Here is a 22,864-nt window from a genome sequence, read left to right on the forward strand (position 1 = left end):
CGTCCCAGCGATAAGAAGGAGTGGTGATTAATCACACCCGGCAGCAAATAATACGCATAGCTGTAGCTCCTTATCTTCCGCGAACCGAAAGCCGTAGGTACCATTGGACATGCTCATGGATATCCTCCTTGTGGTGATAGTCTTTAAGTAATAACTCCAATCATACAACCCTACTAAATTTTTTACTATTGGCTAAAACATTACTAGCTAGATGTGGTAGACTTTCATTGAAAACAGAAAGCACCTTTGTTATTGTTACAAATATAGAAGCTATGAAGGAAGGTTTAAGGATGTCTCATACTCAAGCATTTAAAGCAACGGAGAAGCATGTGAAAATCATCGGAAGGACTCACTATTACAACGATGTACTGTGGCTAGCACTCTCAGGCGGTGGCGTGGAGTTTTCATTCCATGGTAAAAAGGCAGAAATCACATTAAAAGGTGATGCTATTGCCTCAACCGATAATAATTTCGCCCGAGTTGGTATCAGCGTAAACGGAAAACGGGTTATCGACGATCAAATGAATAAACCGTTGAAAACTTATATTGTATTTGAAAGCGATACGGAGCAGGAGGTCACAATAAGGATCACAAAACTATCAGAGGCAGCGATGTCCACGGTAGGGATCCAGGAGATTGCCGTTAATGCTGCGGATGGAATTAAGCCAACATCGGACAACATACATAAAATCGAATTCATCGGGGACTCCATTACTTGCGGCTACGGCGTTGATGATGAGTATGAGTTGCATTCTTTTTCTACGGCTACGGAAGATGTCACGAAAACCTATGCTTACCTAACTGCTCAGCAGTTTCAATCTGACTACAGCATGGTTTCGTACAGCGGATACGGCATCATTACAGGCTACACGGAAAACGACCAAAAGCTTACCACTCATCTTATTCCGGATTATTATGAAAAAGTGGGCAAGTCTGAGGGGAAATTTGACGATACATTGTTGCCCCAAGATTTATGCTGGGATTTCAATAAGTTTGTGCCTGATCTGATTGTCATTAACCTAGGGACGAACGATGATTCATACACGAAAGATGATATTGGCAAACAAATGGAATATGCTCAGGAGTATGTTGAATTTCTTAAAATGGTCAGACTGAACAATCCACATACCCCGATTCTGTGTACACTGGGGATCATGGGCGATAGACTGTATCCTTATGTCGAACAAGCTGTTAACGGCTATACCCGGGAAACTGGCGACAGCAATATTACGGCAATGAAGTTTGACGTGCAACGGGCTGCAGATGGATACGCAGCCGACTTCCACCCGTCTCAAGCTACTCATAGGAATGCAGCGAAAAAATTGACTACTCAAATCAGAGGATTATTAAAGTGGTGACTTCCATACTCCCGGCACGCAGCCAAATTGTTAAGCTGTGTGCTGCACGATTCGAAATTTGATTGTTGATCGGATGGGAGTTATTGTAACCTTAGATCCAGATGCATTTACTCTGAATCCAGGACAAACAATGTCTGTTCAATTTGTAACTAGAATCCATTACGGACTTTAAAGTCATAGGGCACAACATATTTCCACTGTTGATCATATATTGTGAATCTTTTTGAAAATGACCTTCACACATTCGGCTTTATTTTGTGCCTTCAATTCCCCTGTACATGCACTTCTAGGCCATTGCCCACATACACTAAAGAACAGACTTCATTATTCGACTAAATAGGGAGCCGATTGGGATTGGCTTCTTGTCTAACGGAATCCAACTTGGGGGTGTTCGGTTCAATGCCTGGATTAATCTCAGCGATAACGCGGTTCATTAAGCAGGTTTCACTACTTGTATCTTACGTCAAGAACAATGCTTTTCCCCAGCCACTATCCGAGAAGGACGAGAGCAAATACTTACAATTAATGGCCGAAGGAGACGGCAACGCACGAAACATGTTGATTGAACATAATTTGCGACTGGTGGCGCATATCGTCAAGATGTTGTGAACACGAACCGATGTCAGGAAGGGGTGCGGTTTGTGATGTGGGACGAGTTAATTGGATGAGATCATCGGAAGAAATGTGAATCGGAATTCTAATCCAACAAACGGAAAAAGTACAGGCGGCGCGCCAGATTGGGTTCACCAATATTCTAGAAATAGTTGAAATGGAAAGCATCTTGAATGCCTATACATATGAAGCCATTGAAGTTGAAAAATATATGCCGCAGATTCTGGGTGGAAAGGGATTAAAGGCTTAGGACGTTTATGCAAACAACCTAAGCAAGCCAAACCATAATCGAAGCTAGCGTTCAAAAAGATCGGAAGCTCTGCTCCAGTTTGTCGAAGCGAGTCGCCAAACAACGGTAGGCACGTAGGTTGCAACATTCAACACATGTTGAAATGGTTATGTGGTTAGAGGAAGAATAGAAAAGCCCCTTCCATCCTCATAAGCTTGCACATTTACTCTCTTGTTACGTTATCCTTTGGAGCAAGTTGTTGATTCGAGCCTGTAATGATGCCTTCTTGAATCGTTAAAGCAATTTCGTTTCTTGATAATTCTCCATCCAATATTAACCTTATGTTTAAATGATTGACTTAGTGAATCTACCTCCGCTGACGTTAGTTTCGCTCAATCAGAGAATTCCAAAGCTGCTTCCTCTCTCTTGTATCTTTTTAGTAAATTAGGTCTTCCTCATAGGACTAGAGCCGTTCCTATAGTGTCTCGTGCACATACTATAAACTAGCAGTATATTTAGATTTAAGTGAGCGGGGCATTAGGAGATTCGCAGGATTAATTCCCGCAACTGAACTCGGATGTCGGCTACAGCCTTTCCCCGGGACTCAATCAAACGTTTGATGTGCTTGCTTTAATTATTGTGCAGTATCTTGAGGAGGAGGGCGATATGGGCGAAAGCAACTGGAAAAAGGGAGCAATCAAAGCCGCAAAGCGAAAAGACAAGGTTGTGGCTTTCACGTTTGACGATGGCCCGGACACTTTATACACACCACGTATATTAGATATTTTAAATCATTATAATGTGAATGCGACTTTCATGTGCTGTGGTGAACACATCGATAGTAATCAAGAAATGTTTAAGCGTATGTTCCGTGAAGGCCATGAAATAGCTAATCATACCTGGAATCATCCCGACTTAACAAAAATCGCCCCTTCTGAAGTCCACGGACAAATCGAGGATACTTCAAATATCATTTACCAGCTGATCGGTCAAAAGCCACGCTTATTTCGTCCCCCCTATGGTAAGGCGAATAAGCAAGTGATGAAACAATGCAAAGCCCTTGGCTACAAAGTCATTCTATGGGATGTAGATAGCCTTGACTGGACAGGCATTTCGGGCACCCAAGTTGCCGCTAATATTCTTTCAGGTGTTAAAAAGGGCTCTATCATTTTACAACATAATGGTTGGAGTCCGTTATCAGGAACGGTGGACGCCCTTCCGTATATCATTGAAAATCTCTCCAATCAAGGTTATCGTTTCTTGACGGTTTCGGAATTGTTGGGGGTCGCTCCTTATCTTAACGGTTCAACATGAATGATTTTCGGAAGGAGGGTTCGAATGGTCTCAGTTATTTGTTGTTCAATTAGAGAACAATTTATGGAGAATGTTTTTCAAAACTATGATAGGCAAAAAATTAAGAATAAGGAACTCATCATTATCTTGAATGGGGAAGAGATGGATATAGAAAATTGGCATGCAAGAGCCGCTCGTTCTAAAGATGTATCGGTTTATAAAAAGCCTCACATTACTCTAGGGGAATGCTTGAATTTTGGAATTAACAAAAGCCAGTATAATATTATCGCAAAATTTGACGATGATGATTACTATGCTCGCAATTATCTAGCACAACAAGTAAGAGATTTGCAGCGTAAAGGTGCGGATCTGGTCTGCAAGAGAACGGTCTTCATGTACTTTGAACAAAAAAAGACACTCGCCATTCACTTAGCTCATATGAAAGTAAATAGGTTTATTATAAAAAAAAGTGGAGTAAAGGGATCGACATTGGTATTTCGAAAAAAACTGTGGAAACATGTGAAGTTTCATCCGATCAATGTCGGCGAAGACACATTTTTTTTAAAAGAGTGCCTGAAACAGAAATATAAAATTTTTACGACAGACCGATATAATTATGTATGCTTACGGAGGAACGAAATCCATCATACATGGAAATCGAACAATGAAAAATTAATGAATAAATCAGAAATAATATATGTAGAGAAGGAGTATAAAGAGGCCAAGAAAAAAGTATCGAAGTAGCTACGTGACAACAAGGATCAGGCAGTTAACGAGCAGAGGACGCCAGCCATTGTCGTGCATGAAAGGAATTGGCCAGCTAGACTGCAGACTAAGCAGATACAAAGACACCATGTGGGTGCTCTTCTGAATTCGCTGATAGGGTGTTACGAAGAACCATACTATAAGTAAGTGATGGTTAGGATTAGTTAGTGCTATATATTATGTGCCATGCGGACAATCCGTCAAGAAAATTGGAAAGTATATGCTGTTTTCAATCGTGATATAGTTTTCTTGGATCAGCTTCATAAACTCGCACATTAAGTTGAATTATGCTATCGGTCCCGAAAGGAAGGAGACAAAGGCTATTGGACCGTTGGTAGCGGTAGCCAGAGCAATCATGAAGACGGAACTCAAAATAAATGCAACTCTTGTCTTGTCTGTGTCGACTCCGAGAGAAGTGGCCGCTTGTATGAAGTATGATGATGCAAAAAACAGCCGCCACGCACCATCGAGCTGATTCCGAATACGAAAACTGCAGTAATTGCAGCGCCAGCTAGATCTAGCCATATATATTGATTCGCGGTGCTTATGTTCAAGAACGCATTTCCGCAAACAACAAACAATGATGCGCCTGTGTTAACTCCCAGTATACTTGGGTCTGCAATCGGGTTGCGAGTGACCGCTTGCATAAGGGCCCCGGAAACTCCGGGTGCCGCACCGCAAAGTAAACTGAAAACGGTTCGGGAAATCCTCTTGCGCACCACGTTTGCCCCGAAGGAGTCTATGTCTGGGTGAAATAAACCGTCTATCAGTTCTTTAACACTCACGAGCCGAGAGCCTAAGACCAGAGATGCAACTATACATATTCCGAGCAAGACAACACAATAGTATCTCTTGCAATGTCTCAGCAAACAACTCTTTCAATGCATTTTGGGCATCCTGTGCTGACACCAGTTTATTCTCTTTAATAAACTCTCGTAATTGCTGCTTTGTCCATAATCCCATGTATTTCCCCCAACCTTTCTTATACTGCTATTTTACAGACTCTCATATTTCAAACAAAGCCGCCACTTCATCAGGTGGCTTTATTTTATATCCCCACTCCCCCGTACATGCACTTCTAGGCCTTCGCCCACATACACTAAAGAACAGACTTCAATGTTCGACTAAATAGGGAGCCGATTGGGATTGGCTTCTTGTCTAACGGAATCCAACTTGGGGGTGTTCGGTTCAATGCCTGGATTAATCTCAGCGATCGCGCTGTTTATTAAACAGCTAACACTACTGGTATCGTACGTCAAGAATAATGCTTTTCCCCAGCCACTATCCGAGAAGGATGAGAGCAAATACTTGCAGTTGATGGCCGAAGGAGACGGCTACGCACGGAATATGCTTATTGAACATAACCTGCGACTGGTCGCGCATATCGTAAAGAAATTCGATAACACAGGTGAAGATTTAGAGGATCTCATTTCGATTGGAACGATTGGATTAATCAAAGCCATTGAAAGCTTCAAAACGGGTAAAGGTACAAAATTGGCGACATTCGCAGCCCGTTGTATTGAGAATGAGATATTGATGCATTTACGTTCGCTCAAGAAGACGCGTAAAGATGTATCACTCCATGATCCGATTGGAACGGATAAAGAAGGAAACGAAATTACTTTGATCGATATTTTAGGCAGTGAAGCAGATGACGTAGCGGATCTGGTACAACTGAAGATTGAGAAGAGTAAAATCTATCGTAATTTGGATATATTGGACCCTCGGGAACAAGAAGTCATTAAAGGCCGATTCGGATTGGAACAGGGCGGGGAAGAACGAACGCAGCGAGAAATTGCGAAGGAGCTCGGTATTAGTCGTAGCTATGTATCGCGGATTGAGAAGCGAGCATTGATGAAGCTGTATCATGAGTTCTATAAGGTGAAGCGTTGACTGTGAGTGCGGAAGCAGATTGTAAAAAAAAATGAAGATGTATGAACCAATCGTTGTTATATCACAATGGTTGGTTTATTTTTATTCACCAGAATTATATTAGATATTAGACCAGTGTATCATGGTCGCTAGCAGCGATGAGGTCAGTATAAAGTTATAATCGGTCCAAATTTGAAAAATGACATCAGGTCGTGTTCACAACCTCAAGACATTTGACAACGCGAACCGATGTCTGGAAGAGGAGAAGTTTTTAGTATATGGTTTTAACTCTGTGATCATTATTCGGATATAATTTCAAATTCGGCAAAGCTATTTAAATAATCAGTATCTGTTGGTGCTCTCCCTTTCCCTATAACTTTTAATTTGAAAGCTGATGTTATTTCTTTAAATGGATAGAATATATGATTATCCCAAATGATGATTTTTGCCGGGTCCAACTTTAATGTACGTTCATTAAGGGATACTGTTGTTTCATTGCCTAAGTTAGATACTTCACCCTTTAGTGTCGACATCAGATCATTTACGGGTGTGTAAATGGTGTCATCCATTACTCTGAAAGAACCTTGTCCCGTATAGCATTTGCCATTTTTGTTTCAGCAGTACTATAAGCATTTAGGTGACGTACTGGACTATAACGAGATAGTCTGAATTGGTTATCTTCATCATCATCCCAGGTTGCTTGTAGTTCTTTCGTACCGACTGCTCGGACGTTGTTAACATCGAACGTATTGATCAACTTACCACTGCTCACTTCATATACTCGATATTGAGCTTGATTGTCCTTGCCATTGCTCATAAATAACGTTTTTCTGGTACCATTAGGGTAAATTAGTCCTGTCATTTCTTTTTTATCTGATGTGATACTTCTTTTATAAACAAATAGAATGTTTTGGGAATAAAGGTAACCGAAAAGGAATCATTAGAAATTTAAATACTGTTCGATTCCGATCGGAACGGATAAAGAAGGAAATGAAATTACTTTGATCGATATTTTAGGTAGTTAAACAGATGACGTAGCAGACTTGGTACAAGCTTGTTTATTCAGCTTGGATTTTGTGATTCTAATTTATATTGAATCAATTTCATAAATCATAGACCGGGATCATACAGACTGTATTTATTTTTGAAGCTTGATTCTTACTGAAAATCAGATTACGCTATAATAGGTACAACTTGGCAGCAGAATGTACGAAACTGAAACCGTGAACAATTGATTCTGACCGGATATTTACAGTTCAATAATTTACTTATCATATTTTTAGTGTAGAAGGGAAGTCAGAAGCTTATGAACTTGGGGATTATCGCTCCTGTGAATGAAGATAGCTTTGTTTTGGCACAAAAAAGAGGATTGAACTTTCTGGAGTTTTGTGTGAATGAAGGAGACAGCGTAGAGGATTTTTGCGGGAAATTAGAGCAAATATCTGAATGGATAGCTAAATATAATGTTCAGATCGGTTCCATCGGACGATGGAAATCCCTGCGTATTAATGAAAAGGGAGAAATCCTGCAAGATGAACTGGACAGGTGCTTCAAACTAATTGATGCGGCAAGTAAGCTGAATTGCAAGAGCTTTGTCGTTGGCTGCAACTATGTAGAGGAGCTGTCTTTTTACGAGAACTGTACAGCAGCAATTTCGTTTTTCAATGAACTCCTAGTCTATGCAAGAACGAAAAATGTTAAGATCTCAACGTATAACTGTCGAAAAGTAAACTTCGTACACTCTCCGGAAATATGGAGAATTATTCACGGTCATTTACCGGAGCTTGGTATTAAATTCGATCCATCCCATGCTCGCTTTTTTGATGGCGATTATATGAAAGAGACGCTTGACTGGGGACACCGGTTTTATCACGTACATTTAAAAGGTTCGCTGCTGGTGAATGGAAATAAGGTTGATGAGCCGCCTGCTGGTATGGATCAAACGGACTGGCCCTCTTTTATAGCAATACTAAGAGCCGTTGGCTATGATGCCGGACTCAGCATTGAGCCGCGTAAATCAGCACTTCCTGATGAACTTGCGGAAAAAGGTGTGGATTATTCGGCTTTGTATTTCAAAAAACTTTTGCTGGAGATGTAAAATACAACATGAATGAGGTAGGAAAATGACTGGAAAATTGAGATATGCCTTAATTGGTGCGGGTGGAAATGCGGAGAAGAAGCATATTCATGGTTATCTGGCACTACCAAATGTGGAGGTTGTGGCAATCTGTGATATCAATCGGGACAAGGCAGCCCGCATGGCAGAGAAACACGGGGTTTTAAACGTATACTGTGACTACAAAGAGATGTTTGCCAAAGAACGGCTTGATATAGTGAGTATTGTTACACCCAACAATCTACACGCAGAAATTACGGAATATGCACTTTCACAAGGGATTCATGTCCATTGTGAGAAACCGCTCAGCATTAGCGCTGGGGAAGCGCGGAGAATTGTGGCGGCACAGAACCAATCTGGGAAGAGAGTAATGATCGGTTTAAATAACCGCTTCACCAATGAAGCTGTTTTTTTGAAAAAATGGATTAGTGAAGGGAACCTCGGAGATATTTATAGTGCCAAAGCAGGCTGGATCAGACGAAGCGGTATTCCGGGTAGAGGTACCTGGTTTACGAATAAGGATTATTCTGGCGGTGGTGTTATGATTGATCTCGGGGCTCATTATCTGGATCTAGCCCTTTATCTTATGGGGCTTCCGAAAGTTTCCTACGTTGTTGGTAACACTTATCAAAATTTCATTCATACGACGACTCGAAATCGGAACGGCTATAAAGGAGTAGACGGCGGTATTTTCAACGTGGAAGATGCTGCGACCGGTTATTTGAGTTTACAGGGAGGGGCGTCTCTTTCCTTTGATTTCAGTTGGGCTTCTAACATTGAGGAAGATCGATTCTATGTGGAATTAATGGGAACAAAAGGTGGAGCCAGTCTGGTTAACGGTGTATTGAAGTTGTTCGGTGAAAGCTCCGATATTTGCTTGGATATTACTCCTAAATTGAAATTGAATCCAAATTTACAGTTAATGAATGAGTTTCAGCATTTTGTCGATTGTATTGAGAATGAAACGAAACGCCTAATCGCCCCAGCTGACGACGGTGTTTATTTCTCTGAAATTATCGATGCTTTTTATGAGAGTGCTGCAATCGGTGTACCTGTAACTATTCATGATAAACAAAAACAAGCGGTGTTTTCCTGATAAAAATTTCAAATTCTTGCATATCACATGGCGACAGATCAGGAAAAAATGAGCTGTCGCCTTTAATATGCTCTGATAAGTTATGACTACCGCTCCTCTAGCTTCTCTAGAATGGGCAGGGTGATTCGGATGGCTGTACCATAGCCATGCTCACTCTCGATACGAACACCGTAAGCTGAGCCGAACAATAATTGGATACAGCTATGAACATTGTTGATGCCGATCCCTATAATTCCGACTATGGTATTATTATGGTAGCGCTTGTCATCATGACGTTAGTCTCGGTGAAGTAATTCGCTCCCGATCATAGAGTGACAATAAATTAATATAGGGATGTCCCCAGTGAACCTGTAGCTAAGGTTCATCGGAGACATCCTTTTTCATGATTGAGTATGAAAATTTCCCACTCATGTCTTCTTACGAATTGATTTCTTTCCTAACGCTGAAAAGGAAGTGTAACCTCCTGCGAACAATGTACCGGTGTTATATCCATGGTTGCGTGCGAGCATTAGAGGATCGGATTGCTGCTCCTGCTCTAGTAGTTTTAATAAAATAGCAGCCGAAGCGCGGGCATCATCTAAGGCGTCATGATGCTTCAGCCCAATTCCGAAATAATCGGCTATGACATTTAACTTATGAGAGGGGAGCTCCTGCAGTATTTTTTTGCCCATTAAATAGGTACAAAAGTATTGAAAAGTTGGATAGGTTAAGGATGATTGATCCAGACAATACCGTAGAACACTCATATCAAAAGAAGCATTATGAGCCACAATCAATTTTCCCTGTAGGAGAGGTTGCAATGTTGGCCACAGTTCGTAGAAAGTGGGTTGCCCGCTAACCATGGTCGGAGTTATACCGTGTATACTAATATTCATACTATCAAACCGCTGCTGCGGATCGATGAGCCAGACTTGTTCAGATATAATTTGTCCCGACTTGACTTCCACAAGTCCCAAAGCACATGCGCTATCTCTATTGGCATTAGCTGTTTCAAAGTCGATTGCAACAAAATCCATTGTAACGCTCCTTATCTATGATCTATAAGTTAATAGTAGATTAGTAAAATGATAAATACAATCATGTGGCTTGTCAGATGCCGATAAGAGAAACGATTAGATGTGATACAATTATAGTGGTGATATATAGAAAACGATTGCTCATAGTATGGAATTCAACAAAAAACAGTAGACAAGGTGACGATCCTTGCGCTACTGTTTTTTGTTTGGTCTATTTTTACGTGGGATCGGAAGAATCTATCTCTTAACTCCGCTCCAGAATCGTATTTAATGTCGTGCGATCTAGATTCTTTACTAACGTAAGTAATAATTCCTTCGCCGCATCATAATCATCTGTATGGATGATGGAGGAGGATGTATGGATGTAGCGGGAACAGATACCAATCACTGTCGATGGAACACCAATGCCACTAAGATGGACTTGACCCGCATCTGTACCGCCTGGCGACACAAAGTATTGGTATTTAATCTTGTGCGTCTCCGCTGTATCCTGTACATATTCTACGAGTCCACGGTGCGTAAGCATCGTAGGATCGAAAATACGCAGTAATGCACCATGACCAAGATGTCCAAAGGATTGTTTGTCACCAGTCATATCATTGGCTGCACTAGCATCTAAAGCGAAGAAAATATCGGGTTGAATGAGGTTGGCGGATGTACGTGCCCCTCGTAATCCCAATTCTTCTTGTACGGTTGCACCGACATATAGTGTATTAGGAAGCTTCTCTTTATGTAGTGCTTCTAGACATTCAATGGCAAGCCCAAGTCCATAGCGGTTATCCCATGCCTTGGCCATGATCTTCTTGGGATTGGCAAGTGGAGTGAAATCGCAGATCGGTACAATTTGTTGACCCGGATGAATACCGAATGATTCAGCTTCTTCTTGATTATCAGCACCAATATCCAGATACATAGATTTGATGTCAACAGGTTTGCTACGCTGTGCTTCATCTAGAAGGTGAGTGGGAGTGGAACCAACGACACCTATAATAGGGCCGTTGTCGGTTATAATGTGCAAACGCTGCGAAAGCACAGCCTGACTCCACCATCCACCAAGGGGTTGAAAGCGAATCATACCGCTTGGTGTTATGCCAGTTACCATAAACCCGACCTCGTCAAAGTGCCCTGCTACCATCACCTTAGGACCACTCTCATCACCACGAAGCACGCCAAATAGGCTTCCAAGTCTATCTTGTACAAACTCTTCGGTATATGAAGACATGGCTTCCTTTACCCAAGTACGTAATTCTCGTTCAAATCCTGATGCAGCTGGAAATTCTGTTAATTTGCGGAATAAATCCGTCGTTTTTTGATTCATGGAGAGAATACCTCATTTCGATAATTAATTAATGTACTTAGTATGAACTTTGTATTGTAGAATGTCCACGTCATCACTACATAGACATGCACAAATACCCTTAGCGAGGAATAACATGCAATGGGTGAATATTGCGTAAAGAACAACAGAAAGGAGCACATATCATGGAGCTAACGTTGAAAAAACGCATTGTGATATATGTGTTATTTATTTTGTTGGTTATTGTACTGATTTGTCTTTTTAATTAATATTGGAAATATGACTGCATAAGTGGCCGTCTTCTTAAATTGCTACTGAAGGCGGTAGCTTATGTATTTGTAAAGATTTACGATCAAATTGGGGATTGTGCCCAATATACTTAAAACTAATCATCAGTTACAATGTAATAAATGTAAGATATAGGAGGTTTGATTACGACATGCCCATACTTCAAGAGTCCACTCAAGTTATTTCGGTACTTCGTGCCAATTTGGAATCATGCATATTAGGTAAGTCTTTAGAAATACAACTATTACTCACTGCACTTCTCGCAGGAGGGCATGTTCTGATTGAGGATGTACCAGGTACAGGGAAGACTCAATTAGTGAAAGCGTTAGCGAAGTCCATTAGCGGTGATTATCGTCGTATTCAATGTAATCCTGATATTCTGCCAAGTGATATAACGGGAGTATCTGTTTTTCATCCGAAAGAACAACAGTTTTACTTCCGCCCAGGACCTGTCATGACCAATATATTACTTGTAGATGAAATAAACCGTGCAACGACGAAGTCACAATCTGCTCTGCTTGAAGTTATGGAGGAACGCAATGTTACCGTAGATGGAGAAACACATGAGTTGCCTCATCCCTTCATGCTTATTGCGACACAGAATCCAATTGATTTCGAAGGTACATATAATTTACCGGAAGCCCAACTTGATCGCTTCATGATGAAGATTAATCTAGGATATCCTGATGCAGCTACCGAGAAAGAGTTAGTGATGCAGCATCGAATGGGACAACCTGTCGATGAATTGAAGCCAGTCACTGATATGGAACAAATTGCTACCTTGCAGCAAGAAATTCGTCATGTGCATATGAGTGATGTGGTCGTTGATTATATGATTGAATTAATACGTAAGACGCGTGAACATCAAGCTATTCTACTAGGGGCTAGTCCGAGAGCGTCGATATCCTTTATGCTGGCATGCAAAGCCTATGCATTTATTCAAGGAAGAGATTATGTACTTCCAGATGATATTAAGAGCCTTGCTCCTTATATTTTGTTACATAGAATTCTACTCCGTCCTGAATCACGCCTTGAGAATATTCATAGAGAATCTGTACTCCATAGTATTATTCAACAGACGAATGTGCCTGTAGCTATGATGAGGCATTAGAAAGAGATGAAGAATATTGTGAGTGCCCTTAGAAAGGGACTGCGCAATCGTAGACTGTGGGCGGTTGTTGTTGTATGGATTGTCAGTCTATTCTATCTGCTATTCCAAGGTGGGAAGATGTCTTCCATGTTGTTTGGGATGAGCAGCTTGCTTGTCGCTTACTTACTGATTGGAGGATACAGTGGTGTTAGCCGGGCAATGGGAAGTCGTCGGCTTACACTAAATGATGAACATTTCGATTTGTTGTATGCCGGAGATCAGATGCAAGTTAAATTGATCTTGAATATTCCTGGGTTTCTTCCATACCCATATATTATCGTAAGAGAAGTATTGCAAAGACATAATGGCCAGTCATGGTCTTTCGAAGAAAGTGTGCTCCCAAGTTTCCGTGGGAATGCTGAGCTTATGTTTCAGACGCCAGCATTGGAACGTGGGCGATACTCTTTTGTGGATACAGAATGTGTAAGTGAAGATATATTTGGAATTATGGAACATAAAGGAATGATACATGCGCCCGCACACTTCCGTGTTTTACCACGAACGGTCTTTATTCCATATTGGCAGCTATTTGATCGAAATTCTCGCTCAGCCGGTCCGCAGACTGCGTTGTCTACTTCTCGTAGGGAAACGACTCAAATAAGCGGTGTACGGGATTATGTATATGGTGATCGATTAACGAGAATTCATTGGAATGCTACTGCGAAGACGGGAACATGGAAGTCTAAAGAATTTGAGCATGAATCTGTTCCCAAAACAATGCTCGTTCTGGATGCTACAGCAGCACATTATACAACAAATGAGCAATTTGAACTTGCTATATCGACGGTAGCTTCCTTATTGGAGTATGGAGCACGCGAACGTATAAGTATTGGGTTATGCACAATTGGCAATCAAGTGAAGATCTTTGCGCCTTCAGAAAATATATTAGAGCGACAGAAGATGCAGCATCATCTAGTGGATATGAATGCCGATGGGGGAGGGAAATTACTTCCGAAGCTGGAATCTGCGGCTCGTCTCTTTCCACCGGGGGCTCAATTTGTTCTGGTTAGTCCTACTAGTGGGCAAGCTGTAATGGATTTAATTCGTTGGGCTAATACGTATAGATTGAGTCCGTCTCACTTGCATATTCTTAATTCCGGGGAGAAGAAAGCGAAAGAATGGATCACTTTATTGCGGAGTAGTGGAATTCAAGGATATGTTGTTACCTCACTACAAGAATTACCTAGGGCAATAGGAGGGGAATTCGTATGACCAAGCGTGAACCTTTTTGGAAATATGATTGGTTAGCTGCGTTCTCCTTTCTCTGGATATGGATTGTTGCTAGGCAATGGTTATCTTACACAGAACCCGTATGGTACGAAGAAACGACCTCATTAGTAGGAAGAACAGTTCTCATAATTATAATGATTGAGGTTTTGCTCCCAATAAAAAGGGTGTACAGGATTGTTGCGGAATGTGTTCTGATTATTCTGCTACTTCGTCGCACTCTCATTGAATATGCTTTGTACATGCCTATTGGTGAGCTGAGTAACCGGATAGAGCTGTTTATTGTCGCTGCACAACCCTATATTGGGTTTGTCGTTATCGCTGCTGCATTGTTGTTAATGATAGCTAAATTCATAAGTAGTAAGCGATTGATCCTTATATTTATGGGGCTTAATATTGTCGCGCTCGCTATTCTGGATTCTTTCACTTCCGAAATCCTGTGGGATGAAGCTGGATGGATGGTATTCGCTATGTTGGGCTGGTTGGTTAGCCATCATCTTCTACGCTTCAAACAGAAATATCCGCAAGGTTGGAAGCATCTACTTTATTATCCATTTGAGATGATAGCTCATATTGTGCTGATTTTCTCAGTCATCTTTCTCTTGGGTGTTAATATGCCGAACATATCTCCAGTTCTAACCGATCCTTACACCGTTTGGAGCGAATGGAAGACGTCGACTCCTAGTGGTAAATCCGAACAAGTGCCAGGGAACATAGATGATGCACAACCCTCAATGTCCGGCTACAGTCGTGAAGATAATGAGTTGGGCGGTGCATTTGAATTCGATTACTCCTTGGTGATGACTGTGAAATCATTGAAGCGAAGTTATTGGCGGGGCGAGACAAGAAGGCTATATTCTGGTACAGGCTGGGAGAACGAAATAAGTAGGGCTAGTTCATTCGACGATGTACAAGTTGGTGAAGAGTTGAAGTGGGACTCAGAGCTTATAGTTGAAACAGAGAAACTGGAGCAGACGATGACATTCAAAACGGATAGTATTTATCCAGTACTATTTGGTGCATATCGAATTTCTACGGTTGAATCGGTAGATGGTGAGAAAGAAATGGGTGGGGTTCAATGGAAGAATCCACAAGCAGAACTTCATTGGAATAAGCAGGAGAATGAGTTAGAATATCCTACAACGTATAGTCTTACTTCAGAGGTTCCTATTATTCCTGTTGAACAATTAAGTATACAATCCTATGAAGATCTGTACAATGATTTAACAGAACAAAGTTATTTGCAAATACCGGATGAGTTCCCCAAACGGGTTGGGGAACTTGCGGTTGAGATTACACAATCAGCTGAGACACCATACCAGAAAATAGCATTATTACAAGCTTATCTACAATCGAATTATGAATATACGAATACACCAGATATATCACGTAAAATAAGTGCTGATTTCGTTGATAGTTTTCTATTTGAGATTCTTGAAGGTTACTGTGATTATTACTCAACATCCATGGTTATGATGGCAAGATCTCTTGATATTCCAGCTCGATGGGTCAAAGGTTATGCTCCGGGCAGGCAGCCTGAAATAGATGAATATCGTATGATGCAACAGGGATATGTAGATACTGATACGTACACCGTATCGAATGCGGATGCACATTCTTGGGCAGAAATTTATTACGGACCATATGGTTGGATTCCTGTTGAAGCTACGCCTGGTTTTAACATGCCTCTACTTACAAGAATGGACGATAGCGATAAGGATCCAATAGATGAACAAGAGGAACTGTCCGATGATGATATTGAAGGTTCGATGGATTCAGGTGTGAAGTCAGCTTGGATAAAAGGGATAGCGGTGGCTGCAATGACTGTTCTCTCTATATGGCTTGGGTACGTAGGCTTTCGGTCCCGTCATTCGATGATTTTTCTAATGTATCGACTTCGACGTGGTAAGGAGTTAACTCCTAATGAGAAAGTGGTCATCGAGACAGAACGTTGGCTAAAATATTTGCGTAAGCGTGGGATGGTACGTGAGCAGCATGATACGTTACGTGAATCTGTATTAAAGTGGAAGATGAATGAGCCTACATTGGAACCATTATTGATGTCACTTCTGGAACTTTTTGAGAAGGCAAAGTATAGCCCAGAGGCTGTAGCAGCTGGGGAATGGTGTGAAGTTCAGAAGCTTGCAGATCAGCTTAAACAAGCTGTAAAGGCAAAAAGTAAAAGATAGCAATACCTTCGTCCAATTTACATACGTAAATTGGGCGGTTTCTTTTGTAATAGCTCATCATATTATGGTATAGTTTGTCGTATGAAACTGAGGTGACTGGACTTGTTTGAAATGCTGATACCTAAATTAAGGGTGAATACAGTATTCGATATCGACTTGGAAGATCTATATGCAAAGGGCTACCGGGGGATTATTACGGATTTGGACAATACGCTTGTCGGTGCCAAAGCACCACTTGCCTATCCGGAATTAATTGCTTGGTTTGAACTGGTGAAAAAAAGAGGATTTCAATTGATCATTGTTTCCAACAATCATCTGGCGCGAGTATCGGCTTTTGCTACGCCATTGGACATTCAATTTGTGCATGAAGCCCGTAAACCTTCGCTGAAGCCTTTTCAAAAGGGTATGAAGATGATGGGACTTTCGAATACAGAGACAATTATGGTAGGGGATCAAATGTTGACGGATGTGTTCGGTGGTAATCGACTTGGACTGTTTACCGTGTTAGTTCAACCTATCTCGGTTGCCGACGAAGGATGGACGACAAGGATCAATCGTAGAGTGGAGCGCGTTGCGCTTAAACGACTTCGAAAAAAAGGATTATGGCTTGAGGAGGAACAATAAGAATGAAAGAAACTATTGGCGAGCAAGAAGCCATGAGATGCAGTGGTTGTGGTATTACTTTACAAACAGAACAAGCGGATATACCGGGTTTTGTGCCGGCTAAGGCGCTAGAACAAGAACAAATTATTTGTCAGCGTTGTTTCCGTATTAAGAATTATAATGAATCATCTAGTGTTACGGTGGATCAAGATGAATTCTTGAAGCTGTTGAGCCAGATTGGCAATAAGAATGCACTCGTGATTCATATTGTTGATCTATTTGATTTCCAAGGAAGTATGATCTCTGGATTACAGCGTTTTGTCGGGAATAATCCAGTTATTCTCGCTGTGAACAAGATCGACCTTCTTCCGAAAGTTACGAATTGGAACAGAATCAAGAACTGGGTACAGCAACAAAGTAAAGAGAATGGACTCAAAACGGAAGAAATCGTGCTATGTAGCGCGAAGAAAAATCAAGGATTTGATCGGTTGCTTGAGACCATTGCTACCTATCGTGGAGATCGGGATGTATATGTTGTAGGGGCAACGAATGTAGGTAAATCAACTTTGATTAATCGTCTTATTAGAGATTATAGTGATCTTGAACAAGAATTGACGACTTCCCGTTATCCAGGTACGACACTAGATATGGTTAATATACCGCTTGATGACGGCCAATACATTATTGATACCCCTGGTATTGTTTATCCATGGCGCTTAAGTGAACTTGTAAGCCGTGAAGATCTCGGGGCGACGATGCCAGAGAATCCGCTTAAACCAATGGTGTATCAATTGAATGAGGGACAGACACTATTCTTCGGAGCGTTGGCTCGGTTCGATTTCATTCAAGGTGATCGTCAATCATTCACTTGCTTCCTTAGTCATCAGACAGGTATCCACCGTACGAAGTTAGAGCGTGCGGATGAACTGTATGCAGACCATGCGGGAGAAATGCTGTCTCCACCTAACAAGGAGAATTTATCGAAGCTTCCAGAGTGGACAAGGCATGAGTTCAGCATTAAACGCGGTTCTCAAAGTGATATATTTATTTCAGGTCTAGGTTGGATTAAGATAAATAGTGACAATGGTGCTGTCATAGCAATCCACGCACCGCGCGGTGTGAAAGTACTGACTAGACCTTCATTGATATAATGGAGTGCCAATATGTCATAACTTAAACTGACCAGAGAGTGGGTGAAATAAGCAGATGTTATGGAGCGAATTATGTTCACAACCTAACAACTCTTTGCGCCTTGCTGTGATCGGAGATCCTATCGCACACTCGAAATCTCCAGTAATGCATAATGCGGCATTAGCAGCGCTTGGCATAGAGGGTGAATACATCCCCCTTCATGTGAGTCGTCAAGACCTAGGCCAGGCTATCTCGCGAATGAAAGAGTTAGGCTTCCGTGGAATTAATGTGACCATTCCGCATAAAGTAGACGTGATGGCTTACGTGGATCAACTGGATGAATCAGCAACTATGATTGGCGCTGTGAATACGATTGTGAATGATAATGGTTATCTTACGGGTTACAATACGGATGGTATCGGATATGTTCGATCGTTAAAGGACGAAACGCATGTTAGTTTGCGTGGGAAATCAATTATGGTCTTAGGAGCAGGTGGTGCCGCACGCGGAATTGTTCACGCGTTGGCACAAGAAGAACCGAAGACGATCGTAATAGCTAATCGTACGGAGGATAAAGCAGTTCAACTGGCAGAGGAATGGAATTCTTTGGGGAATATTTATGGTATTGCTATAGATAAATCACCCTCATTTCTGACAGGTATGGATATTGTGATTAATACAACTTCGATTGGTATGCATCCACACATGGACCAATCGGCTATCGATCCAGAATGTATTCCAAGTGGCATTATCGTCAGCGATTTGATATATAATCCGCTAACAACTGAATTGCTGAAAAGAAGCCATGAGAGAGGCTGCACTATACATGGAGGGCTTGGAATGTTTATCAATCAGGGAGCGTATGCTCTTGAATACTGGACGGGCCTGCCTGCACCGATTGATCAGATGAGGCAGGCTGTCCTGCATAGTCTCCAGAACTGATTATTAAGTAAATAATAGAATAATTGAATAGAATTGAATAGAAGGAGTTTGAATATTACATGTTAAACGGAAAGCAGAAACGTTATCTACGTTCACTAGCGCATCATTTGGATCCTGTATTCCAAGTAGGTAAGAATGGAACAAATGATCATTTGATTCGACATATCGTAGAGGCTATTGAGAAGAGAGAACTTATGAAGGTGACAGTTTTGAATACATGCCTTGAGGATCGTGCTGAGATTGGAGCCGAATTGGCTGAGAAGTCTGGCGCTGAGTTGGTTCAGGTTATTGGGAAAGTGATCGTACTTTATAAAGAATCGAAAGATAACAAAGAAATTCAACTGCCTAAATAGGGAGGATTTAGTATGAAGATCGGTATCATGGGGGGGACCTTTGATCCACTTCATATCGGCCACTTGCTTGCAGCGGAATCTGCAAGAGATTCTTATCAACTAGATGAGGTCTGGTTCATGCCAAGCCATATACCACCTCATAAGGATAAGGCAGGGACAACTGGCGAACAAAGGCTAGCTATGGTTGCTGAGGCAATAAAGGATCATCCTTCTTTTCGAACTCTTGATATAGAGGTAAGAAGGGGAGGTATTTCCTACACTATTGATACGATAGAGGAGCTCAAGGCGACCTATACAGAGTTCGACTTCTATTTTATCATAGGAGCGGATATGGTTAACTACTTACCTCATTGGGATCGTATTGAGGATTTATCCAAGCTGATAACGTTTATTGGAGTAGGGCGTCCGGGATCTCCCTTAGCTCTGAACGCGTTACCTTCCTATTTGCAGTCTAAGGTACTATTAGCTGATATGCCACTTATAGATATTTCTTCAACTGACATTAGGGAGAAGGCGGAATCTGGGCATTCCATACGTTATATGGTGCCAGAGCATGTGTATGATTACATCTTAAGGAGCGGGATTTATGGGGTACAGCCGTGAAGAACTAATTGAAGTCGTATCTTCTCAAATGCCTGCTAAACGGTGGCAACATACACAAGGTGTTATGGAGACAGCTGTGAAACTAGCTGAACAATATGGGGCAGATCCTGTGAAAGCTGATTTAGCTGCGATCTTACACGATGTAGCTAAGTATTGGCCTATAGAGAAATTAAGAGGTATTCTTATAGATCATCAGTTATCAAATGAATTGTTACTATATAGTAAGCAGCTTTGGCATGCTGAAGTAGGTGCTTTTGTAGCAAGTCATGATTATGGTATACAGGATATGGAAGTGTTAGATGCCATCCGATATCATACATCCGGTCGGATTGGGATGACTTTATTGGATAAAGTGGTATGCTTGGCTGATTATATCGAACCGGGAAGAGATTTCCCAGGGGTGAATAATATTAGAGAACTAGCTAAGGATAGTTTAGAAGTAGGCCTAATAGCGGGTCTAGATACTACGATTAGCTTATTAGTGTCACGTAGGCAAATTATATTTCCTTTAACCGTATTAACGCGTAATGATTTAATAAAGAAAATGGAGGCGAATTCATGAATCAGAAATTTATTGAACCTAAGAAATTGTTGGATTTGGTCATATCAGGTGTTCAAGATAAAAAGGCTATGGATGTTGTTGCACTAGACTTAAGAGGGATTTCATTAGTTGCCGATTATTTTGTAGTTTGTCACGGTAATTCAGATGTACATGTACAGTCGATTGCTACAGAGATTCGTAAATTAGCTATGGATGCGGGTAGTACTATCCGTGGTATTGAAGGAATGGATAGCGCGCGTTGGATTCTTATGGATCTAGGAGATGTTATTGTTCATATTTTCCATCGGGATGAACGCGAATTTTATAACATCGAGAAACTATGGTCTGATGCTAAGGTCGTGGAGATCGTATGAGTTTAGTTGCGGGGACAGTTGTCTCGCTTGAAGTAGCTCGTGAAGTATCTCCTTACGGATTCTTTTTACATGCGCCTGATTTCGATGTGCTACTCCATTACACGGAGATTACAAGAGAAATAAAACCCGGAGATATCCTTGAAGTGTTTATTTTCTTCGATACAGAAGATCGATTAGCAGCTACGATGAAAAGGCCTCATTTGGTACTAGGAGAACTAGCTAAACTCGTAGTGGCGGATGTTAATCCACGGTTAGGCTGTTTCCTCGAAATGGGACTTGGTCGTCAATTGTTATTACCTATTCGTGAATTGCCAGAGATTAAAGAATTGCACCCACGTGTGGGTGATTCTGTGTTCGTCACGATGGAGCATGATAAACAAGGGCGATTACTTGCTAAGCTTGCCGGAGAGTATGAACTTGATCCACTGACCTTTGCTGCGCCATCTTCATCACTAAACCAATGGGCAAGTGCTACGGTGTATAAACCGCTTCAAATGGGCACATTCGTCATTGTAGACGGTGGGGTCGTCGGATTCGGCATGATTGGTTTAATTCATTCTTCGGAGCGGACTCATATGCTTCGCCTTGGCGAGGAAGTGCAAGTACGTGTCAGTCATATTCGTGAAGATGGACGAGTAAATCTTTCGATGACTCCTTTGAAAGAAATTGGAAGAGATTTGGATGCCGAGACATTGTTGACTTTCCTCAAGGAGCGCCCTGGGGGAGGAATGCCTTATTCAGATGCTACACCTCCTGATATCATTAAAGAGAGATTTGGTATTAGTAAATCAGCATTCAAACGAGCGATCGGTAAGTTGTTAAAAGAAGGTCTAATCACGCAAAAGGAAAATTGGACATATCTAGTGAATCCGGAATCGAATACGAATGAGGATGAACCGTCGTAAATTCAAGGAAAGTGTGGTGTCATTCATTATGTCATCCTACCGAAAATTTGCATATGTTTACGATGAGTTAATGGAAGACATGCCATACCCTGACTGGATTCGTTTTGCACGGACGGCTTGGGAGAAACATGGTATGCCTCATCGTATTGCTGAATTAGGTTGTGGAACGGGCAGTATTACGATACCGTTGGTGAATTCTGGATTTGAGGTCACGGGTATCGATATCTCATCGGATATGTTGTCCGTTGCTCGTGGCAAAATGGAAGGAACTCCACGAGGGAACCGTCTCTTTCGTGAAGGCAGTATACGTTGGGTACAACAGGATATGAGAGAGTGGGAGTTACCAGAGCCAGTGGATTCCGTCATATCTTTTTGTGATTGCATTAACTATCTTGTTGAGGAATCGGATATTACTTCCTTATTCGCTCGTACTTATGAGGGATTAAAACCAGGAGGAACATTCTTATTTGATGTACATCATCCCAATACGATAAAACGTTATGATGAGGAACAGCCGTTTGTGCTTGACGAACGTACTGTTTCTTACATATGGACTTGTGATCTGGATGTGGGACGCTGTGAGATTGAGCATCATTTACGAATCTTCGTGCGTGCTGAACAAGGCGGAGATCAGTATCGTCGTTTCGAGGAAATTCATGTTCAGCGTGCATATGATCCGGAATGGATGAGAGTTGAACTCATCAAGGCAGGATTTCGAGATGTTCATATATATGCAGACTTTGAATGGGTTGAAGCAGAAGATGATGCACAGAGACTTTTCTATGTAGCAGTTAAATAGACATATAAGGAACAGCCCGACTCTTAGAAGTAGGGCTGTTTGTTTGGTTTCATAAATGGGCTATGTTAGACTGTAGTATCGAGCTTGGCTCGAAGAATTGTTAAG

The 22,864-nt window shown here is 41.5% G+C and carries 22 protein-coding genes and 3 pseudogenes; 19 read left to right on the forward strand and 6 right to left on the reverse strand.

From position 1 onward, the window contains the following. Positions 1 to 290 precede the first annotated feature (290 nt). From AC1TO8_RS05445 to AC1TO8_RS05460, 4 genes and pseudogenes are all read left to right on the forward strand, one after another. Positions 291 to 1,358: an SGNH/GDSL hydrolase family protein gene (locus tag AC1TO8_RS05445; protein WP_482054605.1), complete on the forward strand. Its 1,068-nt coding sequence runs from the start codon at positions 291 to 293 to the stop codon at positions 1,356 to 1,358. A gap of 399 nt (positions 1,359 to 1,757) precedes the next feature. Continuing rightward, positions 1,758 to 1,958, forward strand: a pseudogene (locus AC1TO8_RS05450) (RNA polymerase subunit sigma-70); the annotation flags it as partial. Between the two features lie 907 nt (positions 1,959 to 2,865). Continuing rightward, positions 2,866 to 3,513 (forward strand): polysaccharide deacetylase family protein, encoded by a 648-nt coding sequence (locus AC1TO8_RS05455; RefSeq protein ID WP_482054606.1) that lies wholly within the window; start codon positions 2,866 to 2,868, stop codon positions 3,511 to 3,513. Positions 3,514 to 3,537: 24 nt separating this feature from the next. Continuing rightward, positions 3,538 to 4,236, forward strand: coding sequence for a glycosyltransferase family 2 protein (locus tag AC1TO8_RS05460; RefSeq protein WP_482054607.1), 699 nt, complete (start codon positions 3,538 to 3,540; stop codon positions 4,234 to 4,236). Between the two features lie 309 nt (positions 4,237 to 4,545). Here AC1TO8_RS05460 and AC1TO8_RS05465 read toward each other — a convergent pair. Beyond that, positions 4,546 to 4,683: pseudogene (locus AC1TO8_RS05465) on the reverse strand (iron chelate uptake ABC transporter family permease subunit); the annotation flags it as partial. A gap of 26 nt (positions 4,684 to 4,709) precedes the next feature. Next, positions 4,710 to 5,126: pseudogene (locus AC1TO8_RS05470) on the reverse strand (iron chelate uptake ABC transporter family permease subunit); the annotation flags it as partial. Positions 5,127 to 5,448: 322 nt separating this feature from the next. Here AC1TO8_RS05470 and sigK point away from each other — a divergent pair. Beyond that, a complete protein-coding gene (gene sigK / locus AC1TO8_RS05475; protein WP_482054608.1) occupies positions 5,449 to 6,150 on the forward strand; it encodes an RNA polymerase sporulation sigma factor SigK in 702 nt (233 codons plus the stop codon). A gap of 278 nt (positions 6,151 to 6,428) precedes the next feature. On the opposite strand, the gene AC1TO8_RS05480 is transcribed toward sigK, so the two are convergent. Then, complete coding sequence (locus AC1TO8_RS05480) at positions 6,429 to 6,698, reverse strand: hypothetical protein (protein ID WP_482054609.1); 270 nt, start codon at positions 6,696 to 6,698, stop codon at positions 6,429 to 6,431. After that, positions 6,698 to 6,991, reverse strand: a complete 294-nt coding sequence (locus tag AC1TO8_RS05485; protein WP_482054610.1) for a hypothetical protein — start codon at positions 6,989 to 6,991, stop codon at positions 6,698 to 6,700. The genes AC1TO8_RS05480 and AC1TO8_RS05485 overlap by 1 nt, the downstream gene beginning before the upstream one ends. A gap of 468 nt (positions 6,992 to 7,459) precedes the next feature. On the opposite strand from AC1TO8_RS05485, the gene AC1TO8_RS05490 reads away from it, so the two are divergent. Beyond that, positions 7,460 to 8,227 (forward strand): sugar phosphate isomerase/epimerase family protein, encoded by a 768-nt coding sequence (locus tag AC1TO8_RS05490; protein ID WP_482054611.1) that lies wholly within the window; start codon positions 7,460 to 7,462, stop codon positions 8,225 to 8,227. Positions 8,228 to 8,252: 25 nt separating this feature from the next. Continuing rightward, entirely contained in the window at positions 8,253 to 9,341 is a 1,089-nt protein-coding gene (locus AC1TO8_RS05495; RefSeq protein WP_482054612.1) for a Gfo/Idh/MocA family protein, read from the forward strand. A gap of 407 nt (positions 9,342 to 9,748) precedes the next feature. Here the strand turns inward: AC1TO8_RS05495 and AC1TO8_RS05500 are convergent, their stop codons facing one another. Together AC1TO8_RS05500 and AC1TO8_RS05505 are read right to left on the reverse strand one after the other, a co-directional pair. Next, positions 9,749 to 10,357: a 3'-5' exonuclease gene (locus AC1TO8_RS05500; protein WP_482054613.1), complete on the reverse strand. Its 609-nt coding sequence runs from the start codon at positions 10,355 to 10,357 to the stop codon at positions 9,749 to 9,751. Positions 10,358 to 10,601: 244 nt separating this feature from the next. Then, on the reverse strand, positions 10,602 to 11,675 hold the full coding sequence (locus AC1TO8_RS05505; protein ID WP_482054614.1) for a M42 family metallopeptidase: 1,074 nt from the start codon (positions 11,673 to 11,675) through the stop codon (positions 10,602 to 10,604). A gap of 418 nt (positions 11,676 to 12,093) precedes the next feature. Between AC1TO8_RS05505 and AC1TO8_RS05510 the strand changes: the two genes are divergently transcribed. The 12 genes from AC1TO8_RS05510 (at position 12,094) to AC1TO8_RS05565 (ending at position 22,759) form a co-directional block, all read left to right on the forward strand. Further along, positions 12,094 to 13,053 carry an AAA family ATPase gene (locus AC1TO8_RS05510; protein WP_482054615.1) on the forward strand — a complete coding sequence of 320 codons (960 nt, stop codon included), beginning with the start codon at positions 12,094 to 12,096 and terminating at the stop codon, positions 13,051 to 13,053. 6 nt (positions 13,054 to 13,059) lie between these two features. Further along, positions 13,060 to 14,304 carry a DUF58 domain-containing protein gene (locus AC1TO8_RS05515; RefSeq protein WP_482054616.1) on the forward strand — a complete coding sequence of 415 codons (1,245 nt, stop codon included), beginning with the start codon at positions 13,060 to 13,062 and terminating at the stop codon, positions 14,302 to 14,304. After that, positions 14,301 to 16,508, forward strand: coding sequence for a transglutaminase-like domain-containing protein (locus tag AC1TO8_RS05520; RefSeq protein WP_482054617.1), 2,208 nt, complete (start codon positions 14,301 to 14,303; stop codon positions 16,506 to 16,508). The genes AC1TO8_RS05515 and AC1TO8_RS05520 overlap by 4 nt, the downstream gene beginning before the upstream one ends. A gap of 102 nt (positions 16,509 to 16,610) precedes the next feature. After that, positions 16,611 to 17,132, forward strand: a complete 522-nt coding sequence (locus AC1TO8_RS05525; protein WP_482054618.1) for a YqeG family HAD IIIA-type phosphatase — start codon at positions 16,611 to 16,613, stop codon at positions 17,130 to 17,132. A 2-nt stretch (positions 17,133 to 17,134) separates the two neighbouring features. After that, entirely contained in the window at positions 17,135 to 18,262 is a 1,128-nt protein-coding gene (gene yqeH, locus AC1TO8_RS05530; protein ID WP_482054619.1) for a ribosome biogenesis GTPase YqeH, read from the forward strand. Between the two features lie 55 nt (positions 18,263 to 18,317). Further along, positions 18,318 to 19,184, forward strand: coding sequence for a shikimate dehydrogenase (gene aroE / locus AC1TO8_RS05535; protein WP_482054620.1), 867 nt, complete (start codon positions 18,318 to 18,320; stop codon positions 19,182 to 19,184). A 59-nt stretch (positions 19,185 to 19,243) separates the two neighbouring features. Further along, positions 19,244 to 19,537 carry a ribosome assembly RNA-binding protein YhbY gene (gene yhbY, locus AC1TO8_RS05540; protein ID WP_438346921.1) on the forward strand — a complete coding sequence of 98 codons (294 nt, stop codon included), beginning with the start codon at positions 19,244 to 19,246 and terminating at the stop codon, positions 19,535 to 19,537. A 12-nt stretch (positions 19,538 to 19,549) separates the two neighbouring features. Further along, positions 19,550 to 20,140, forward strand: a complete 591-nt coding sequence (locus AC1TO8_RS05545) for a nicotinate-nucleotide adenylyltransferase (RefSeq protein WP_482054621.1) — start codon at positions 19,550 to 19,552, stop codon at positions 20,138 to 20,140. Continuing rightward, on the forward strand, positions 20,124 to 20,702 hold the full coding sequence (yqeK, locus tag AC1TO8_RS05550; RefSeq protein WP_482054622.1) for a bis(5'-nucleosyl)-tetraphosphatase (symmetrical) YqeK: 579 nt from the start codon (positions 20,124 to 20,126) through the stop codon (positions 20,700 to 20,702). Before AC1TO8_RS05545 ends, yqeK begins: the two co-directional genes overlap by 17 nt. After that, a complete protein-coding gene (gene rsfS, locus AC1TO8_RS05555) occupies positions 20,699 to 21,055 on the forward strand; it encodes a ribosome silencing factor (protein ID WP_482054623.1) in 357 nt (118 codons plus the stop codon). The genes yqeK and rsfS overlap by 4 nt, the downstream gene beginning before the upstream one ends. Next, positions 21,052 to 21,960: a CvfB family protein gene (locus AC1TO8_RS05560; protein WP_482054624.1), complete on the forward strand. Its 909-nt coding sequence runs from the start codon at positions 21,052 to 21,054 to the stop codon at positions 21,958 to 21,960. Before rsfS ends, AC1TO8_RS05560 begins: the two co-directional genes overlap by 4 nt. 28 nt (positions 21,961 to 21,988) lie before the next feature. Further along, positions 21,989 to 22,759 carry a class I SAM-dependent DNA methyltransferase gene (locus AC1TO8_RS05565; protein WP_482055220.1) on the forward strand — a complete coding sequence of 257 codons (771 nt, stop codon included), beginning with the start codon at positions 21,989 to 21,991 and terminating at the stop codon, positions 22,757 to 22,759. Positions 22,760 to 22,864: the final 105 nt, after the last annotated feature.

The sequence above is a fragment of the Paenibacillus sp. Y859 genome, from assembly GCF_056786405.1.

What these genes read in the sequence shown, in the direction of transcription:
- AC1TO8_RS05495 (WP_482054612.1), top strand. Translation starts at nt 8,253, where the DNA reads ATGACTGGAAAATTGAGATATGCCTTAATTGGTGCGGGTGGAAATGCG.
- AC1TO8_RS05505 (WP_482054614.1), bottom strand. Translation starts at nt 11,675, where the DNA reads ATGAATCAAAAAACGACGGATTTATTCCGCAAATTAACAGAATTTCCA.
- AC1TO8_RS05460 (WP_482054607.1), top strand. Translation starts at nt 3,538, where the DNA reads ATGGTCTCAGTTATTTGTTGTTCAATTAGAGAACAATTTATGGAGAAT.
- AC1TO8_RS05480 (WP_482054609.1), bottom strand. Translation starts at nt 6,698, where the DNA reads ATGGATGACACCATTTACACACCCGTAAATGATCTGATGTCGACACTA.
- sigK (WP_482054608.1), top strand. Translation starts at nt 5,449, where the DNA reads ATGCCTGGATTAATCTCAGCGATCGCGCTGTTTATTAAACAGCTAACA.
- AC1TO8_RS05510 (WP_482054615.1), top strand. Translation starts at nt 12,094, where the DNA reads ATGCCCATACTTCAAGAGTCCACTCAAGTTATTTCGGTACTTCGTGCC.
- AC1TO8_RS05515 (WP_482054616.1), top strand. Translation starts at nt 13,060, where the DNA reads ATGAAGAATATTGTGAGTGCCCTTAGAAAGGGACTGCGCAATCGTAGA.
- rsfS (WP_482054623.1), top strand. Translation starts at nt 20,699, where the DNA reads ATGAATCAGAAATTTATTGAACCTAAGAAATTGTTGGATTTGGTCATA.
- AC1TO8_RS05500 (WP_482054613.1), bottom strand. Translation starts at nt 10,357, where the DNA reads ATGGATTTTGTTGCAATCGACTTTGAAACAGCTAATGCCAATAGAGAT.
- yhbY (WP_438346921.1), top strand. Translation starts at nt 19,244, where the DNA reads ATGTTAAACGGAAAGCAGAAACGTTATCTACGTTCACTAGCGCATCAT.
- AC1TO8_RS05545 (WP_482054621.1), top strand. Translation starts at nt 19,550, where the DNA reads ATGAAGATCGGTATCATGGGGGGGACCTTTGATCCACTTCATATCGGC.
- AC1TO8_RS05565 (WP_482055220.1), top strand. Translation starts at nt 21,989, where the DNA reads ATGTCATCCTACCGAAAATTTGCATATGTTTACGATGAGTTAATGGAA.
- AC1TO8_RS05520 (WP_482054617.1), top strand. Translation starts at nt 14,301, where the DNA reads ATGACCAAGCGTGAACCTTTTTGGAAATATGATTGGTTAGCTGCGTTC.
- yqeK (WP_482054622.1), top strand. Translation starts at nt 20,124, where the DNA reads ATGGGGTACAGCCGTGAAGAACTAATTGAAGTCGTATCTTCTCAAATG.
- AC1TO8_RS05560 (WP_482054624.1), top strand. Translation starts at nt 21,052, where the DNA reads ATGAGTTTAGTTGCGGGGACAGTTGTCTCGCTTGAAGTAGCTCGTGAA.
- aroE (WP_482054620.1), top strand. Translation starts at nt 18,318, where the DNA reads ATGTTATGGAGCGAATTATGTTCACAACCTAACAACTCTTTGCGCCTT.
- AC1TO8_RS05485 (WP_482054610.1), bottom strand. Translation starts at nt 6,991, where the DNA reads ATGACAGGACTAATTTACCCTAATGGTACCAGAAAAACGTTATTTATG.
- AC1TO8_RS05445 (WP_482054605.1), top strand. Translation starts at nt 291, where the DNA reads ATGTCTCATACTCAAGCATTTAAAGCAACGGAGAAGCATGTGAAAATC.
- AC1TO8_RS05455 (WP_482054606.1), top strand. Translation starts at nt 2,866, where the DNA reads ATGGGCGAAAGCAACTGGAAAAAGGGAGCAATCAAAGCCGCAAAGCGA.
- yqeH (WP_482054619.1), top strand. Translation starts at nt 17,135, where the DNA reads ATGAAAGAAACTATTGGCGAGCAAGAAGCCATGAGATGCAGTGGTTGT.